Genomic DNA, 16,798 nt, shown 5'->3' with positions numbered 1-16,798 from the left:
CTAGGCTCGTGATGCACCGACCGATCATGGTCGCCGTCGGCGGCGATTCCGGCACCGGCAAGACGACGCTCTGCGCGGGCTTGCACGCGATCTTCGGCCCCGAGCGGATCGCCGAGGTCTGCTTGGACGACTACCACAGCCTCGATCGCGCCCAGCGGGCGGCCGTCGGCTTGACCGCGCTCAACCCGCGCGCCAACGACTTCGCGACGATGGAAGAAGATCTGTGGCGGATCGCCCACGGGCAGACGATCGAGAAACCGGTCTACGACCATCGCGACGGGACCTTCGGGGCGCGCGAGCGGTTGGAGGCCAAACCGATCGTGATCGTGCACGGACTCTTCCCGCTCTACACGCGCACCCTGCGTTCGTTGTTCGACGTCTCGGTCTGGCTCGATCCGCAGCTCGAGCTCAAGATCGCGTGGAAGATCCAACGTGACCTCGCGCAGCGCGGCTACACCGAACCGGGCGTGCGCGCCGAGATCGCCCGCCGCCAAGCGGACATCGACGCCCACATCAGTCCGCAGCAAGCGCACGCGGACCTGCGCGTGCGCTTCTCGCGCTGCGCGCCCGAGGTCGACAACGCGCGGCTCGACGCGCAGATCGTCAAGGGCCCGCGCTTTCGTCCGCTCGACTACGCGCACTTCGCCAGCCGTTCGACGCATCTGCGGCAGACCAGCGAGGGTGAAGGATCCTATCCGACCACCGTCATCGAGCTCGACGGCGACATCGACGACGAGACGGCGCGGGCCGTCCGCGCCGAGATCGTCGGCCATCTCGGGTGGCGCCATGCCGGCTTGGACGTCGACGGCGTCGGCCGGTTCAGCGACGGCGCGCGCGAGCGCATCTCGCACCCGTTGGCGCTCGCGCAGCTGTTGATCGCGCGCCGAATCTGTCTGGTGCTGGACGAGCTGGCCGACGCGATCGCCGCGTAGCGCCGCTACGTCACGTCGGGGGAGCGCTCGAACAGGAAGTCGATCGCTTCTTCGCGCGTGCGAAACACGCCGACTCGCTCGCCGATGTTGGCGAGCGCGAAGATGCGCGGAACCGATCCGGCCGGCGCGATCACGATCGCGACCGATCCGTGGCGGCGCCGCTTGAACAGCAGCAGCTCGGAAAGGAAGGTGGAGTCGACGCTCGTCGCCTCGGTGAGATCGACGAGAACCGGCGCCGCGTGCCCGACGTCCGTGAAGGCCGCTCGGAACTCGGGGTAGCGCGAGATGTCGAGGTCGCCGCGAAAGGAGAGTACTTGAAAGTCGTTGTGCACGGTCTCGTCGGAAGTCTGCATACCCGCGTGCATGCCATGAATACTGAGATTACGCCGACCTTCGGTACGCCAGCGTACGTTCTCCTCGTGCGCGCGAGCCGAGCATAAGCGAGCGTGCGCAATGTTGCCAAGCGCGCGGCTCGAGCCGACAACGAAGAACATGGCACCGCGAAGAAGACGCCGGTCGTGAACCATTCGACCGGCTACCGGCGCACCGCGCACCGCGTGGTCTACGAAAATCCGTGGGTGCGCTTCGAAGCGCACGCGATCGTCCATCCGACCGGCGTGCCGGGCGAGCACGGGCTCATCATCACGCCGCCGGCGTGCGCGGTGGTGGTGCTCGACGGCACCGACGTGCTGCTGGCGCGACAGGCGCGCTTCGCACTCGACCGCGAGGTGCTCGAGGTGATCAAAGGCGGCCGCCACCCCGGCGAGGACGCGCAGGCGTGTGCGGTGCGCGAGGTGCGCGAAGAGGCGGGCGTCGTCGCCGCGCGCTGGGACGTCCTCGGCGAGGCCTACGAGATTCCCTCGCTCGTGCAGGATCCCGTCGCGCTGTTTCTCGCGCGCGAGCTCACGGCGGCGCCGCTGCCGCCGGAAGCGGTTGAACAGATCGCCATCGTGCGCATGCCGTTCGACGATGCGCTCGCTGCCTGCGCCGACGGTCGTCTCGACGACACCGTGACGGCGCTGGCGCTGCTGCGTGCGGCGCGCGTGCTGCGCGGCTGACCGCGCGGGTTCGTCAGCCCGGCGGCGCGGTGTTCGGATTCCAGCGGTGCTCGGGTTGGTCGAGCGCGTGGTTGATCCAGCGCGACCACACGAACAGCGCGTCCGAGAGGCGATTGACGTAGCGCACCGCGTCTGACGAGACCGTCTCGTCCTCGCGCAGCATCACCAGCAGCCGCTCCGCGCGGCGGCAGACGGTGCGCGCCAGGTGCAGGAACGCGCCCGGCAACGAGCCGCCGGGCAGGATGAACGTATCGAGGGGCTCGAGGTCCGTTTGGGCGCGATCGATGGCGCGTTCGAGCGCCTGCGCGTCGGACGAGACGATCAGCGGCATCCCTTCCCAGCGGTCGGCCGGGAGCGTCGCCAGGTCGCTGCCGAGGTTGAAGAGGGCGTCCTGCGTCCAGGCCAGCCAGCCGTCAAGCTCCTCGGCCACGGCGTGCGCGCGCGCCAGGTCCTGCACCGGGCGCGTGCGGCGCACGTCCGCCAGCGCCGTGCGCGCGAGGCCGATCGCCGACGAGAGCTCGTCGATGGTGCCGTAGGCTTCGATGCGCGGCGCGCTCTTCTTGACGCGCTGTCCGCCGACCAGGCCGGTCGTGCCGTCGTCGCCGGTGCGGGTGTAGATCCGGGTGAGCTTCGGCATCGCCCCGCGAGCTTCGGAGAGGACGGTCGCCGACCTGCGCGAACCCGGGGCGTTTGGTCATGGAACGCATCCCGCCCAAAGCCGACGATCTCTCCGAGTGGTATCAGGCCACCTGTTACCGTGCCGAGCTGGTCTCCCAAGCGCCGGTGCGCGGATGCCTGGTCCTGCGACCGTACGGCTACGGCTTGTGGGAGCGGCTGCAAGCCGAGCTCGATCGCCGCTTCAAAGAGACGGGCCACGAGAACGCGTACTTCCCGCTGCTGATCCCCGAGCATTTGCTCGTGCGCGAGGCGGAACACGTCGAGGGCTTCGCGCCCGAAGTCGCTTGGGTCACCGAAGGCGGCAACGAGAAGCTGACCGAGCGGCTCGCCATCCGGCCGACCTCGGAAGTCATCATCGGCGTGATGTACGCGGAGTGGATCCAGTCGTACCGCGACCTGCCGGTGCTGATCAACCAGTGGGCCAACGTCATGCGCTGGGAGAAGCGCACGCGCCCGTTCTTGCGCACCGCCGAGTTCCTGTGGCAGGAGGGCCACACCGCGCATGCCAGCGAGCAAGAAGCGGCGGAAGAAGTGGCGCGCATGCTCGAGGTGTACCGTGAGGTGGCCGAAGACGTTTGCGCCGTCCCCGTCTACAAGGGTGAGAAGTCGGCGGCGGAACGCTTCGCCGGCGCGAACCACACGTTCTCGATCGAGGCGCTGATGCCCGACGGGCGCGCGCTCCAGTCGGCGACCTCGCACGAGCTGGGACAGAACTTCGCGCGCGCGTACGACATCACGTACAGCGCCGAAGACCAAACCGAGCAGTTCTGCTGGACGACCTCGTGGGGGATGTCGTGGCGCATGCTCGGCGCGCTCATCATGACGCACGGCGACGATCGCGGCCTGCGCATCCCGCCGAAGATGGCGCCGACCGAAGTCGTCATCGTGCCGATCCCGCGCGGCGACACGACCGCGCTCGACGCGGCCGCGCGCGAGCTGTTCGGGCGCTGCAAGGACGCGGGCTTGCGGGTGAAGCTCGACGATCGGCCGGGGCAGTCGCCGGGGTACAAGTTCAACGAGTGGGACATGCGCGGCGTACCGATCCGCCTGGAGCTCGGCAATCGCGATCTCGACGCGGGGGTCGTCACCCTCGTGCGCCGCGACAAAGCGGTCAAGGAAGACGGGCAGAAGCAGCAGGTTCCGCTCGACCAGGTCGTCGCTTTCATCCCGACCGTGCTCGAGCAGATCCAGCACAACCTGTTCGCGCAGGCCAAGACGTTCTTGCAGGATCACACGATCGCGACGCTCGACCGCGACGAGTTCTTCCGGCTCTTGCGCGAGCGCGCCGGGATGATCGACGTCCCGTGGTGCGGCGATCCGGCCTGCGAGGCGGCAGTGAAGGAGGCCACCGGCGCGACCACCCGCAACCTGCGCGAGCCCGCGCGCGCGCCCACGTGCGTTCCGTGCGGTGAGCCGGCCCGGTACCAGGCCTATTTCGCCCAATCGTATTAGTGGCTTCGCCTTCGGCGAACCCGTCGCGGTGCTCGCTGCGCTGCGCTCCGCCGCGCTTGCGGTAGCGCTGCTGCTGGCGCTCGTGCCGTGCGCGGCGCGTGCGGTCGACGATCCGCGCGTGCTGGCCCGCGCGAAGGGAACCGACCTGGGCGCGGCGCGCCGCATCGCCGCGGCCTTGCTGGTTCGTCCGCCGGCGGCGCAGCTGCTCGAAGTACGCTGCGAGCGGGTCGGGCCGCACCTGGACTGCGGGCTGATCCTCAGCGGCGTCAAGTTCCACCGGCGCTTGGACCTGGCGAGCTGGGACGCCGAGGTGAGCGCGCTGCTGGCCGGCGCCTATGCCGCCGAGCCGAGCGCCGACGAGATCGACTGTTGGGCGACCGTCCCCTTGACGGCTCATCGCGGCGAGGTCGTCAGCGGCGACTACGCGCAGCCGACCTCGGCCAACGTCTTCTCGATCACCGTCCCCCGCGCCGGGCGGGCCACCGTCGCGGCGCGGCTGCGCTCCGGGCAGGGCGTCTTTTGGGACCCGGCCTTCCGGGCGTCGCTGTCGAAGGGGACCGACGGATGATCCGGATTTCCACCCTCCCGAGCGGTCTGCCCGTGCTGACCGAAGCGATGCCGCACGTGCGCTCGGCGACGATCGGCATCTGGTGCGATGTCGGCTCGGCGACCGAGCCGGCCGAGCGGCGCGGTGTCTCGCACCTGCTCGAGCACATGGTCTTCAAAGGAACGCCGCGCCGTACGGCGCGCGACATCGCCGAGCAGATGGACGCGGTCGGCGGCGAGCTCAACGCGATGACCGACAAGGAGACGACCTGCTTCTACGCTCACGTCGTCGACCGGCATCTGCCGCTGGCGCTGGACGTGCTGGCCGACATGCTGCAGCGCGCGCTGTTCGCCGCGGAAGACGTGCGGCGCGAGCGTCAGGTGGTGCTCGAAGAGATCCGGATGTACGACGACGCGCCCTCCGAGGTGTTGCACGACCGCTTCACCCGGACGCTGTGGCGCGGCGCGAACCTGGGCGATCCGACGATCGGCTTCGCCGAGACCGTCGGCGCGCTCGAGCGAGAGCACCTGCTCGACTGGCGCGCCAGCCGCTACGCGCCGGCGACGATGTTCGTCACCGCCGCCGGCAACCTGGAGCACGACGCCGTCGTCGCGCTGGTCGCCGAGGCCTTCGCCGGCTTCGCGGGGCCGGCGCAGCCGCCGGTGCCCGAGCGACCGCGCTTCACCCCGGCGCTCGACGTCACCGTCGACGAGACCGAACAGGCGTACGTCATGCTCGGTACGCCGGGGCTCTCGCTGCGCGACGAGCGGCGCTACGCGCTCTCGCTGCTCGACACCGTGCTCGGCGGCGGGATGTCGAGCCGGCTCTTTCAGGAGATTCGCGAAAAGCGCGGGCTCGTCTACACCGTCTACTCCTTTCAAGCCGGCTACCGCCGTGCCGGCCTCTTCGGCGTCTACGCCGGAACCTCGCCCGAGAACGTTCAGGAATGCATCGACGTGATCGGCGAGCAGTTCCGCACGCTGCGCGAGACGCCGGTCGGCGACGAAGAGCTCGCGCTCGCAAAAGAACACATCAAAGGCAGCCTGACGCTCTCGCTCGAGTCGACCTCGAGCCGCATGATTCGCCTGGGCCGCAACGAGTTCGCTCTCGGCCGGAACGTCGAGCCCGAGGAGATCGAGGAGCGCATCGACGCCGTGACCGCCGACGAAGTGCGCGAGCTCGCTGACGAGCTGCTGCGCGATGAAGAGCTCGGCTTGTGCATCATCGGTCCGGTGGACGAATCGGCGATCGCCTGGAATCGCGACGCGGCGTAGTGGCCCCTCACTAGTGCTGCCGCCCTCGATGCACGGCGCCGCGGCCCTGCGCGTGGGCGTGCCCGTTCTCTGGACGTGGCGCGTGGTGGGCGCGATGGCGATTACGTTCGTCGTGCAAGGGGTCACGATCGGCGCCTACGCCGCGCGCCTGGCCGGCGTGCAGGCGCGGCGGATCGCGACCTCGATCTCGCTCTTCAACCTGTTCATGACCGGCGGGCGGCTCGCGAACCTCTTCTCGGCGGTGATGATCGGCCCGCTCTCGGACGGCGCCGGGAAGGCCGTTCGGGTGCTGCGCGACGCCGGCGATCCGAGCGGCGTAGCGGCTTATCAGCACAACTTCGAGATACAGCTGCGCTTCGTGATCCTGGCGGGGACCGCCGGAATGGTGGCGTTCGCGCTGCTGCTGCCGATGTTCACGTATCTCTTCCGGCGTGGTATCGCCTCGTTCGAGCACCGCGGCTCGGTTCCGCACTCGCTGGCGCGCCTGCTGGATCCACGCGTCGTGTGGGAGGTGCTCCGCGCCGAGCGTCTTCCGGGGCCGGCCGCATTGCGGCGCTTCGACTGGCGCGGGCTGCCCAAACGCATGCTGATCTTCAACGTGCTCGTTACGGGAGTCTACGCGATCGGCGTCCAAGCCTCGTACTATGCCTCCGTGCTCGACATCGACGCGGCGCGTACGGCGCTCGGGCTCTCCGGCATCATCAACGGCATCGGCACGATCGCCTTTACGCTCTTCGTCGACCCGACGTCGTCGATGATCACCGACCAGGCGATTCACGGCAAGCGCAGCATCGAGGAAGTCCGGTCGATGGTGTTCTATCTTTCGCTGACGGCGATCCTCGGGACGCTGCTCTCCCAGGCGATCTTCTATCCGTCGGCGTGGCTGATCGAGGAGGCGGCGAGGTTCTTCAATCATGTTCGGGCTTAAAAGAACGCTCGCGATCGTTGCGCTGATCTCTACCGCGGGATGCGCGGGTTCGATCGAGCGCTGGATCGTGGATACGCGGATTCACCAGGGCGACGTGGCGCTCGAGCGGGGCGACGTGCGCGACGCCGAGCTGGCCTATCGCCTGGCGCTGCGCGTCGATCCGAAGAATCCGCAAGCGCGCACCGGATTCGTCGAGGCGGCCGCCGGCCTCGCGCAGAGCGAGTATAGCCGCGGCACCTTCGACGACGCCTTGGCGACGATCCGCGAGGGCCTCGCCATCGACCCGTCGAGCGTGCGGCTCGACGCGCTGCGTACCGAGATCGAGACGGCCAAACTCAAACGAGAGATCGTCATCTCGAACTATCCGTCGTACAAGGAGACGGGAGCGCAGATTCAGCAGTCCTACGCGCAGCTCGACACGATCAACAAGCTGCTGCTGCGCAGCCTGCACCGCTTCGGCTACACGTTCGACGCGGACGATCTCACCGACGCCATCAAGCGCAGCTACGAGCTGCAGCTGGATCTGGCCAAGAACACCAACCGGCTGATCGCCTATCGCCAAGTCGTGACGTCGGGCACGCCGTCGCTCGAACCCGAAGAGAGCGGTACGACCACGTCGCTGCTGCCGCTCCCGTGACCTGGCTCGAATCGTTGCCGATCTTCGGCACGGGCGTCATCGTCGTGGGCGGCTTTCTCGTGCTCACGCTCGGGATCGGCTGGCTGATCGACGTGCTCTTTCCCCACGAGGTTCGCGTGGAGCACAACGATCTGGCCGGGTTCATCTTGGCGGTCATCGGCGTCGTCTACGCCGTGCTGCTGGCCTTCGTCGCGGTGAGCGTGTGGGAGCGCTTCAACCAGGCCGAGGCGCGCGCGTACGATGAAGCGAGTTCGCTTGCGATCGTCTATCGCGACGTCGGGAACTTTCCGCAGCAGACGACCGCGCTGCGCGCCTCGCTGACGCGCTACGTCTCGCTCGTCGTCCGGCGGGAATGGCCGGCCATGCAGCGCGGCGAGCAGTCTGAAGAGGCGAATCTGCTGATCGAACGGATCGATCGCTCGATCCGTGGGCTGCCGGTTGGAACGATGGCGCAAGCGGACGTGCACCAGCAGATGCTCGCCGCTATGAACGAGGCGCTGACCGATCGGGAGACGCGCCTCTCGATGGACGCGACGGGCATCGACGGCGTCATGTGGTTGGTGCTGTTGATCGGAGCGGTGGTGACGGTCGGTTTTACCTATCTCTTCGGTTTTCGGCACGAGGCGATGCGCTACGTGATGACGGGTTCGCTCGGCGTGCTGATCGGGCTCGTGCTCTTTCTGACGGTTGCGCTGGACTATCCGTTTCGCGGCGGCGTCGTCGTGCCGCCGGAGGCTCTCTTGAAAGCGCTCGAAACCTTCCGCGTCGTCGGGAGCTGACCGGGCAGCAGGCAGACGCGGTGCGCGTCGAGATAGGCGCGCCCGGCCCCGTTTTGCTCGGCGCGGCGGTAGCCGCGCCAAAACGCCTGCGCGCCGGGGCGCACGAGCCGCGGATCGGTGAGATAGACCGGCCACGCCGAGCGCGACGGCAGGAGCGCAAAGCGCGAGAGCCAGGCACAGAGCTCGGGATTGTCGCGGTGCAGGCGCGCGTCTTCGATCGAGATGAAGTAGCGCGAGCCTTTGGCGATCGCACTCTCCTCGTCGAAGGGCGTCCATACGGCCGGATCCTCCTCCCAGCCGAAGCGATCGATGTAGTACTGGACGTCGGGCCCGTAGTGGCCGATCACGACCAGCGCGCCGGGCGGCAGCGTTCGCGCCAGCAGGACGGCGTTCGCGTACGTCGCCTTACTGTAGCGATAGTAGGGCGCGGCGGCGCTGCGGCTTTGCACGAGTACCGCCAGCGCGACGGCCGCGACGGCGGCGAGAACCGCGTACCGCGCCGGCGGCATCACCTCGGCGTCGAGCACCAGGGCGACGAAACGCGCGAGTGCGCCTCCGAGCGCGAGGGTGCAGAGCGGCAGCAGGAGCAGCAGGTAGTAGTCGACGCGTTCGACCGTCACGACGACGTAGGCGTAGACGATGCCCGTGGCCAGCCAAGCCCAGAGCAGCGTCCGGCTGCGCATCTCGATCCGCGGCAGCGCGAGGAAGGCGAGGATCGAGAGCAGGAACGCGAGCGAACCCGCGATCGTATCGCGGAACAAGCCGAGCGCGGTGGCGAAGTCGCGCAGTTTGTCGAAGAACGCGCCCGGATGCGTGAGCGCGGCTCGCAGCGAGGGCAGAACGTGCAGTTGCGTGATGCCGCTGGCCCAGTGCCACTCCGCGTAAGAGGCGACGCGCCGGTCGTAGAGCCAAAGAACGAGCAGCGGAACGACGATCAGCACGCCGATCGCGGTCGCGCGCGTCGGTTTCCCCGAGCGGGCACGCTCCCAGGCCATCGTCGCCAGCGGCAGGAGCGCGACGACGGCGACCGGTTTGGCGAGGTAGGCGAACGTCAGCAGCGCCGTGACGCGGGCCAAGGCGCGCGGCGCAAGCGTCTGGTCTTCGTCGAGGAAGCGGGCGCACGCGTAGAGCGCGGCGGTGAGGAAGAAGACCATGGCGCCGTCGGGCGTGAAGGTTCGCCCGTAGTAGACGCTCCCGGGCAAGACGGCGAAGAAGAAAGCGGCGATCAATCCGGCGGCGCGGCTGCTAAAGAGCCAGCGGCCGAAGAGCGCCAGGACGCCGATCGTTCCCAAGCCGAACGCGATCGAGATCAGGCGCCCGAAGATCGGATGGACGCCGAAGAGCTTGTAGAGCGACGCGGCCAAGAACGGGACGATCTGCAGCTCCAGCTCGACGTAATGGGGCGGCGGCCCGTTGTAGGTCGTCTGCGGATACATGACGTTGAACTGCAGTCGCGCGAAGTTGCGCGCGATGCTGGCCGTGTCGCCTTGCCGCCAGCCGGGATGATCCAGGATCGGGTCGTGGATGCCCTTGAGGCGCAGCAGCAGCCCGAGCAGCAGGATCAGCCCGAGGCCGATCCACCACCACTTCGCGCGCCCGTCGCCGGCGGTATCCGGCGCCGTCAGTTGGTGTGCTTGAACGTCCAATATTTGTTCAAGAAGAAGTTGACGAAGATGCCGGCCATCGTTGCGGCGAACCACGTCAGCGTAAAGTGGTGGAAGCCGTAGTGGTCCGCGGCCACGAAGACGACCTTGCCGAGCACGAGAGCGATCGCGGAGACCACCAGGAACTGAACGCCTTCGATGAATGGATTGCGCTGAGAGCGAAACGTCCAGATGCGGTTGAGCACGTAGTTCGAGACGCCGCCGGCCATGAAGCCGATGGCGAAGTCTTCGAAGCCGGAGAGGCTGGTCGTCTTTTGCAGTGCGTGGGCGATGACGAAGTTGACGGCCAGCCCGGAGGCGCCCACGATCCCGAACTTGACGAACTGGCGCACGCCGCGGCGCTGCGCGATCGCTCCGAGCGAACTCATCTTAGGCAACCCAATACCAGTTGGCGAAGAGGACGGTGTAGAGCCCGAGCAGCGGGAGCGAGAAGGCCAGAATGACGTTGTTGACCCACGGCCTTTCGCCCCAGCGCGCGAGGATGGCGAACATCGGGAAGAGCACGAGCGCAAAGCGCGGCATCGACATCAAGCTCGAGGTGCACATCGGTACCAAGATCGAGAGCCCCATGTAGGCGATGTACGAAGGCCGCAGGCTGCGCCATCCGCCGATGAGGACCGCGAGCATCAGCGCGGTAAAGGCGAGCTCGAGGGATTGATTGGCGACCGTGAGACCGGCGGTCGCGTGAGCGATCTTCTCGAAAGCGTTCCAGACGCTCACCCAGGGCATGGCGAAGTGCCGGTTCCAGTGGATCTGCACGTGCGAGAAGTAGAGCGGGTCGGCGCGCAGCACCCAGAGGTATGCCATGTAGAGGGCGAGGCCGACCGGGATGAGGGCGCCCGCGGCCAAGTTGGCTAGGCCGCGCCCCGGGGCGGCGCGATACTGCGAATACCATTCCACCGCAAAGGGGATGACGAGCAGAACCCCTTCGACCCGCGTCATCGAGGCGAAGAGCCCGATCGCGCCGGCCAGCCACCACTTGCGCGCGCGCATGTAGTAGAACGCCGCAACGGTCAGCATGAAGAAGAGCGCTTCGGTGTAGACGGCCGAAAAGAAGACCGCCGAAGGAAAGATCGAGACGTAGAAGATGGCGCGGCGTGCGACCGAGCGATCGTACTCCTTCTCGAGCAGCTTGTAGAGGAAGAGCAGCCCGAAGAAGAACGAAGCGTTCGAGATGAGCAGGCCGGCGATGAGATGATTCCCGGCGAGGGCGCCCACGATGCGGATCAGCAGCGGATAGAGCGGGAAGAACGCCATGTCGGTGCCGGCGTAGCCGTGCGTCGCGATGTCGAGGTAGTGCACGGCGTCCCAGCGGCCCCATACCGCGAGCAGCACGTGCGACGACTCTTGAACGTGGGTTCCGGCGCGCTGGCCGATCATGACGGCGGCCAGCTCCGCGATGACGATGATCGCGGCGCGCGTCGCGACGAAATCGACCAGGACCTCTCGGACGGTCTGATTGAAGCGCGCCGCAATCAGGAGCTTGCCCACGCACGCGAGACCCGCGGCGACGACGAAGATGCGGGCGCCGTGCGTGACTTGGGGCGGCAGGACGAAGGTGAGCCAAAGCAGCAGGAACGGCACCCACGTCAGGGAGTCGAACTGCAGCGAGCGCGCGCGCGCGATGCCGGCGCGCCGCGAGAAGTAGCGCGCGTAGCCGACCCACGCGAGCAGCGTACCGGCAAGGCCGGCGGCGACGGCGCCGATGAGTGCGAGCTCGTTCGCGGCCGGGCCGAGGTGGCGCGGAATGACGACCGCGTACCAGGCGAAGAAGCCGAGGCTGAGTCCGGCGAGGGCGACGGCCGCAAGCGGAGCCCGGCCGCCGGCGATTTCGCCGAGGCGCAGTGATTGCGACGTTGGTGGGATGCGAATGCGTGCGGACACCGGTAGCCGCTCCTTTTTAACAGGAAATGAGCCGCTTCCCTTGTAGCCCACCGCCATGGTACGCTCTACGGCTCGCAGCACGTTCGCGCATCCGGTCCATTCCCTCGACTTCGTGAAGGTGACCGAGCATGCGGCGCTGGCGGCCTCCCGCTGGATGGGCCGCGGGGAACGCGACGCGGCCGACGGCGCTGCGGTCGAGAAAATGCGCGAGTGGCTGGGCGAGATGGAGATTTCCGGCCGGATCGTCATCGGCGAGGGCGAGCGCGACGAGGCGCCGATGCTCTACATCGGCGAGGAGGTCGGCCAAGGCGGGATCGAGGTCGACATCGCGGTCGATCCGGTCGAGGGGACGAATCTCGTCGCCAACGGCCTGCCCAACTCGATCGCGGTGATGGCGATCTCGGAGCGAGGGGGCCTCTTGCACGCGCCCGACTCTTATATGAAGAAGTTGGCGGTCGGGCCCAAAGCCGCGCCCTACGTGCATATCGACGCGCCGGTGCGCGAGAACCTCGAGGCCGTGGCCAACGCCCTCGAGAAGCCGATCAACGACGTCTGCGTCGTCATCTTGGACCGGCCGCGGCACGCCGAGCTGATTCGCGAGGTGCGCGACGCGGGGGCGCGGATCAAGCTGATCTCGGACGGCGACGTCGACGCCTGCATCGCGACCGCCATCGAGGCGACCGGCATCCACGTCGCGATGGGCACCGGCGGAGCGCCCGAGGGCGTGCTGGCGGCGGCGGCGATCAAATGTTTGGGCGGCAACTTCATGGGCCGCCTGCAGCCGCGCAACGAAGCCGAGGCCGAGCGGGCGAAGGCGATGGGTTTCGGCGATCTCGATCGCGTGCTCTCGATCGACGATCTCGTCAAGAGCGACAATGTCGTCTTTACGGCGACCGGCATCACCGACGGCGATCTCGTGCACGGCGTGCGTTTCTACGGCAACCAGGCGCGCACGCATTCGATCGTCGTGCACTCGAGCGGGACGGTCCGCTTTATCGAATCGATCCATCGCCTGGGCGCGCGGCCGACCGCGCGCTAGGGTGGCTCGCGCGGCATCCATGGCGCGCCATCGATACGCGGTCGTCGTCGTCGGCGCCGGATCGGGCGGGTACGCCGCCGCCCGCACCGTGCACGATTTCGGCTGCAAGGTCGCACTGGTCGACCACGGACCGCTCGGCGGGCTGTGCATCCTGCGCGGCTGCATGCCGAGCAAGGCGCTTCTCGCGAGCAGCGATCTGCTGGCGGCCGTCCGCGAGGGCGGCCATCTCGGCGTCCATGCGAGCGACGTCACGACCGATATGCCGTTCATTGCGCGGCGGAAGCGCGAACTCGTCAAGGAGTTCGCCGACTACCGCATCGAGGGCATCGAGAAGTTTCCGCTCTTCCGCGGGCCGGCGCGCTTTCTCTCGCCCGGCGAGCTCGCGGTCGGCGACGACGTCGTGCTGGAGGCCGAGAAGTTCGTGATCGCGACGGGCAGCGTCGTCCAGCCGGCCGAGCTGCCGGGCCTTCGCGAGACGGGCTACCTGGATACCGACGCGGTGCTCGAGCTCGAGCGGATTCCGGGATCCGCAATCGTGCTGGGCGGCGGCTATACCGCCTGCGAGCTCGGCCAGTTTCTCGCGCGCATGGGCGCCCGTACGACGATGCTCATCCGCAGCGGCCATCTGCTTACCGAGACCGACGACGATATCGGCGAAGCGCTCACGGGGTACTACCGCGACGAGGGCATCGAGGTCGTCGCGCACACGACGCTGCTCGATGCGCGCCGCAGCGGCGGCAAGAAGGTCGTTCGCTACCGCGTCGCGGGAGAAGAGCGCGAAGCCGTCGCGGACGAGATCTTCTTCGCGCTCGGGCGCGTGCCCAACGTCGCCGGCCTCGAGCTCGAGCGAGCCGGCGTAGCCTACGACGCGCGCCGCGGGATCGGCGTCGACGCGACGCTGCGCACCAACGTGCCGCACGTCTTCGCGGTCGGCGACGTGACCGGCGAGTATCTGCTGGTTCACGTCGCGATCTACCAGGGTGAGATCGCCGCCCGGAACGCCTGTCAGGACGGCGCCGAGGAGGCGGATTACACCATCGCAAGCGCGCACACGGTCTTCAGCGATCCGCAGTACGCGGCGGTCGGGGAATCGGAGAAGTCGCTGCGCGCGCGCGGCCAGCCGTACGTCACCGGGCGTTACGACTTCGCAGAGCACGGCAAGGCGATCTGCTTGAATCAAACCAAGGGCTTCGTGAAGATGATGGCCGATCCGGCGAGCGGGCGCATCTTGGGCGCGTCGATTCTCGGTCCGCAGGCCTCCGAGCTGATCCACGAAGTGATCGTCGCGATGACCTACCGTGCGACGGCCGCCGAGTTCACGCGCATTCCGCACCTGCATCCGACCCTCGCGGAGATCTGGACGTATCCGGCCGAGGAGTGCGCCGCACGGTGCGGTCAGCGCCGGCCCGGCGACGAAGCGTTGGAGGTTGCGACCAGTGCGCGCGGCGACTGATCCGGCCGTGCGGGTCGCGCTGGTGCAGACCAAGCCGCACAAGGGGCGCTACGCCGAGAACCTGCGCGATGCCGGCGAAGCCTTCGCGCAGCTCGCCGGCGACGCGCCCGACCTGCTGGTCCTGCCCGAGGCCGGCCTGACCGGCTACTTTCTGGAGGGCGGCGTCTACGACGTTGCGCTCCCCGCGGCGCGCTTCGCCGCCGATCTGGCGCGTACGTGGCGCGACGCCTGCGGCGACGCGCCCGCCGACATCGTCGCCGGGTTCTACGAGAACGACGGCGGCACGTACTACAACTCCGCGCTCTACCTGCACGTCGATCGGTCGGGCGAACGGATCGTGCACTGCCATCGCAAGATGTTTCTGCCGACCTACGGCGTCTTCGACGAGGAGCGCTTCCTTTCGCGCGGGCGCCACTTGGGCGTCTTCGAGACGCGTTTCGGGCGCGCGGCGATCGTGATCTGCGAAGACGCCTGGCATACGCTGGTTCCCGCCATCGCCGCGATCAAAGGCGCGCGGCTGCTGATCGTTCCCAGCGCCGCGCCGGGCCGCGGCATCGACGGCGCCGGCGAGCTCACCAGCATCGCACGCTGGCGCGACATCCTGCGCACGATCGCGGCCGAGCACGGCATCTACGTCTTGTATGCGGGATTGACGGGATTCGAAGGCGGCAAGGGGATGACCGGCTCGTCGTGCGTGATCGATCCGCGCGGCGAGGTCGTGGTCGTCGGCCCGGCGACCGAGGCCTGCATCGTCCGCGCCACGATCGACCTGCGCGAGATCGATCTCGCGCGTGCGAGCCTGCCGCTGCTCGGCGATCTCGGCGCCGCGCTCGCCGACCTGCTGCTCGACGACGAACTGCCGCTCCCGCGAGGTGCCGGTGCCGTTTCCGGTCGTTGAAGCTCCCAGCGGCGCGCCCAGCCCCCCCGGCATCGACGCCGCGGTCGCAACCGATTGGCTCGTGGCGTTTCTGCAAGACGAACTGATTCGCCGCCGCGCCGTCACCCGCGCCGTCGTCGGCCTCTCCGGCGGCGTCGACTCCGCCGTCACCGCGTACCTCTGCGCGCGCGCGCTCGGCTCGAGCAACGTGTACGCGTTTTGCCTCCCGTATGCGACGTCGAGCCCGGCGAGCCTCGCCGACGCGCAGCTGGTCGTCGATGCGCTGGGGATCAACAGCCGCACGATCGAGATCACCGGCGCCGTCGACGGCTACCTGCAGTTCGAGCCCGACGCCGATGCGCGCCGCCGCGGCAACGTGATGGCGCGCACGCGCATGGTGATCCTCTTCGACCAATCCGCCAAGCTCGACGCGCTGCCGATCGGCACCGGCAACAAAACCGAACGCATGCTGGGCTACTTCACCTGGCACGCCGACGACACGCCCCCACTCAATCCCCTCGGCGATCTCTTCAAAACGCAAGTCTGGGATCTTGCGCGCTACCTCGGCGTTCCCGGGCAGCTCATCGATAAAGCGCCCAGCGCCGACCTCGAAGCCGGCCAAACCGACGAAGGCGATCTCGGCATCACCTATGCGAAAGCCGACGCGATCCTATCGCTGCTGCTGCTCGGCTATTCCGACGCACAGCTGATCGAGCGCGGGTTCGCGGCCTCCGACGTTCTGCTCGTCCGCCGCCGCGTCGACTCGACGCACTGGAAACGCCACCTGCCCACGACCGCAATGCTGACCAACACGGCGATCAACGAATTCTATCTTCGCCCTGTGGACTATTAGCATGCTTGCGCGTCCGCTTGGTGTGGCCGGCGAACTTCGGGCTCGGCCGGGGTCGGGACCGTGGCGAGGAGCCCGGGGTGCGCAGGATGCGCGACAAATTCAAAACGTTGTTCCCCGCGAGACGAGCAGAGCTCCGCGAACAGGATGTTCGCGGAGCGTGTCCCGACTCCGGCCGAGCCCGAAGTTCGCCGGCCACTCCAGGCGGACGCATCGCCACCGGTCATGAGGAAGCCGTTTTTTCCCGTTTCGCTCAATCTCGACGGGCGGGCGTGCGTGGTGATTGGAGAGGCGAACGACCGCGAGGCGATCGAGAAGGAGGCAGCGCTGCGCGAGAGCGGGGCCCAGGTTCGGTGGATCGCCGACGTTGCTTCGGTTAAGGAGGAGGATGTCGCGGATGCGTTCTTCGTGATCTCGACGCCGCAGGACGCGGTGCTGTCGGCGCGGTTGCGAGAGTGGGCGGACCGGCACCGTTTTTTATTGTGCTGCATCGATCAGCCGCGCTTCGGCTTCGTGGCGATGGCGGCGATTGCGAAGGCGGGGCCGGTGCGCGTGGCGATTTCTACGGCTGGGCTGGCGCCGCGGGTTGGGAAGATGCTCAAGGAGGCGTTGCAGCGGGCGATGGATGGGCGGTTTGCCGGGTTCGTCGAGGAGCTTGCGCGGCAGCGCGAGGCGATTCGCGAGAAGCATCCGGCGGAGCAGGAGTCGGGGATCCGGCGGCGGGCGATGATCGAGGCGGCGCAGGG

General features: G+C 68.1%; 18 protein-coding genes. 13 read left to right on the top strand and 5 right to left on the bottom strand.

Features of this window, described 5'->3' with window-relative positions:
* The first annotated feature begins 11 nt into the window (after positions 1 to 11).
* Positions 12 to 932, top strand: coding sequence for a phosphoribulokinase (locus VMD91_01405; protein HTW82705.1), 921 nt, complete (start codon positions 12 to 14; stop codon positions 930 to 932).
* Between the two features lie 5 nt (positions 933 to 937).
* Here the strand turns inward: VMD91_01405 and VMD91_01400 are convergent, their stop codons facing one another.
* Complete coding sequence (locus VMD91_01400; protein HTW82704.1) at positions 938 to 1,459, bottom strand: STAS domain-containing protein; 522 nt, start codon at positions 1,457 to 1,459, stop codon at positions 938 to 940.
* Here VMD91_01400 and VMD91_01395 point away from each other — a divergent pair.
* Positions 1,451 to 1,990 (top strand): NUDIX hydrolase, encoded by a 540-nt coding sequence (locus VMD91_01395; GenBank protein ID HTW82703.1) that lies wholly within the window; start codon positions 1,451 to 1,453, stop codon positions 1,988 to 1,990. The genes VMD91_01400 and VMD91_01395 overlap by 9 nt on opposite strands.
* Positions 1,991 to 2,003: 13 nt before the next feature.
* Here the strand turns inward: VMD91_01395 and VMD91_01390 are convergent, their stop codons facing one another.
* Positions 2,004 to 2,627, bottom strand: a complete 624-nt coding sequence (locus tag VMD91_01390; GenBank protein HTW82702.1) for a cob(I)yrinic acid a,c-diamide adenosyltransferase — start codon at positions 2,625 to 2,627, stop codon at positions 2,004 to 2,006.
* A 59-nt stretch (positions 2,628 to 2,686) separates the two neighbouring features.
* Between VMD91_01390 and proS the strand changes: the two genes are divergently transcribed.
* The 6 genes from proS (at position 2,687) to VMD91_01360 (ending at position 8,285) form a co-directional block, all read left to right on the top strand.
* Entirely contained in the window at positions 2,687 to 4,120 is a 1,434-nt protein-coding gene (gene proS, locus VMD91_01385) for a proline--tRNA ligase (protein HTW82701.1), read from the top strand.
* A gap of 28 nt (positions 4,121 to 4,148) precedes the next feature.
* On the top strand, positions 4,149 to 4,688 hold the full coding sequence (locus VMD91_01380; protein HTW82700.1) for a hypothetical protein: 540 nt from the start codon (positions 4,149 to 4,151) through the stop codon (positions 4,686 to 4,688).
* Positions 4,685 to 5,941, top strand: a complete 1,257-nt coding sequence (locus tag VMD91_01375; protein ID HTW82699.1) for a pitrilysin family protein — start codon at positions 4,685 to 4,687, stop codon at positions 5,939 to 5,941. The genes VMD91_01380 and VMD91_01375 overlap by 4 nt, the downstream gene beginning before the upstream one ends.
* Before the next feature lie 13 nt (positions 5,942 to 5,954).
* Positions 5,955 to 6,869 carry a DUF2837 family protein gene (locus VMD91_01370; GenBank protein ID HTW82698.1) on the top strand — a complete coding sequence of 305 codons (915 nt, stop codon included), beginning with the start codon at positions 5,955 to 5,957 and terminating at the stop codon, positions 6,867 to 6,869.
* Positions 6,870 to 6,936: 67 nt separating this feature from the next.
* Positions 6,937 to 7,506 carry a tetratricopeptide repeat protein gene (locus tag VMD91_01365; GenBank protein HTW82697.1) on the top strand — a complete coding sequence of 190 codons (570 nt, stop codon included), beginning with the start codon at positions 6,937 to 6,939 and terminating at the stop codon, positions 7,504 to 7,506.
* Positions 7,503 to 8,285 carry a DUF4239 domain-containing protein gene (locus VMD91_01360; protein ID HTW82696.1) on the top strand — a complete coding sequence of 261 codons (783 nt, stop codon included), beginning with the start codon at positions 7,503 to 7,505 and terminating at the stop codon, positions 8,283 to 8,285. The genes VMD91_01365 and VMD91_01360 overlap by 4 nt, the downstream gene beginning before the upstream one ends.
* On the opposite strand, the gene VMD91_01355 is transcribed toward VMD91_01360, so the two are convergent.
* The 3 genes from VMD91_01355 to VMD91_01345 are packed head-to-tail and all read right to left on the bottom strand — an operon-like array spanning position 8,204 to position 11,833.
* A complete protein-coding gene (locus VMD91_01355) occupies positions 8,204 to 9,931 on the bottom strand; it encodes a glycosyltransferase family 39 protein (protein ID HTW82695.1) in 1,728 nt (575 codons plus the stop codon). The two genes, VMD91_01360 and VMD91_01355, sit on opposite strands and share 82 nt — an antisense overlap.
* Positions 9,907 to 10,317: a GtrA family protein gene (locus VMD91_01350; GenBank protein ID HTW82694.1), complete on the bottom strand. Its 411-nt coding sequence runs from the start codon at positions 10,315 to 10,317 to the stop codon at positions 9,907 to 9,909. The genes VMD91_01355 and VMD91_01350 overlap by 25 nt, the downstream gene beginning before the upstream one ends.
* A 1-nt stretch (position 10,318) precedes the next feature.
* Positions 10,319 to 11,833 (bottom strand): mannosyltransferase family protein, encoded by a 1,515-nt coding sequence (locus VMD91_01345; protein ID HTW82693.1) that lies wholly within the window; start codon positions 11,831 to 11,833, stop codon positions 10,319 to 10,321.
* Between the two features lie 55 nt (positions 11,834 to 11,888).
* Between VMD91_01345 and glpX the strand changes: the two genes are divergently transcribed.
* From glpX to VMD91_01320, 5 genes are all read left to right on the top strand, one after another.
* Positions 11,889 to 12,872, top strand: a complete 984-nt coding sequence (glpX, locus tag VMD91_01340) for a class II fructose-bisphosphatase (protein ID HTW82692.1) — start codon at positions 11,889 to 11,891, stop codon at positions 12,870 to 12,872.
* A gap of 19 nt (positions 12,873 to 12,891) precedes the next feature.
* Entirely contained in the window at positions 12,892 to 14,325 is a 1,434-nt protein-coding gene (locus VMD91_01335) for a dihydrolipoyl dehydrogenase (protein HTW82691.1), read from the top strand.
* Positions 14,309 to 15,223, top strand: coding sequence for a nitrilase-related carbon-nitrogen hydrolase (locus tag VMD91_01330; GenBank protein ID HTW82690.1), 915 nt, complete (start codon positions 14,309 to 14,311; stop codon positions 15,221 to 15,223). The genes VMD91_01335 and VMD91_01330 overlap by 17 nt, the downstream gene beginning before the upstream one ends.
* Positions 15,204 to 16,055: an NAD+ synthase gene (locus VMD91_01325; GenBank protein ID HTW82689.1), complete on the top strand. Its 852-nt coding sequence runs from the start codon at positions 15,204 to 15,206 to the stop codon at positions 16,053 to 16,055. Before VMD91_01330 ends, VMD91_01325 begins: the two co-directional genes overlap by 20 nt.
* Positions 16,056 to 16,277: 222 nt before the next feature.
* The coding region (locus tag VMD91_01320) for an NAD(P)-dependent oxidoreductase (GenBank protein HTW82688.1) at positions 16,278 to 16,798 on the top strand (521 nt) is incomplete at its 3' end.

The sequence above is a fragment of the Candidatus Sulfotelmatobacter sp. genome, assembly GCA_035504415.1.
Classification (GTDB): domain Bacteria; phylum Vulcanimicrobiota; class Vulcanimicrobiia; order Vulcanimicrobiales; family Vulcanimicrobiaceae; genus Vulcanimicrobium.
This window is presented reverse-complemented; position numbering and strand designations above follow the sequence as displayed.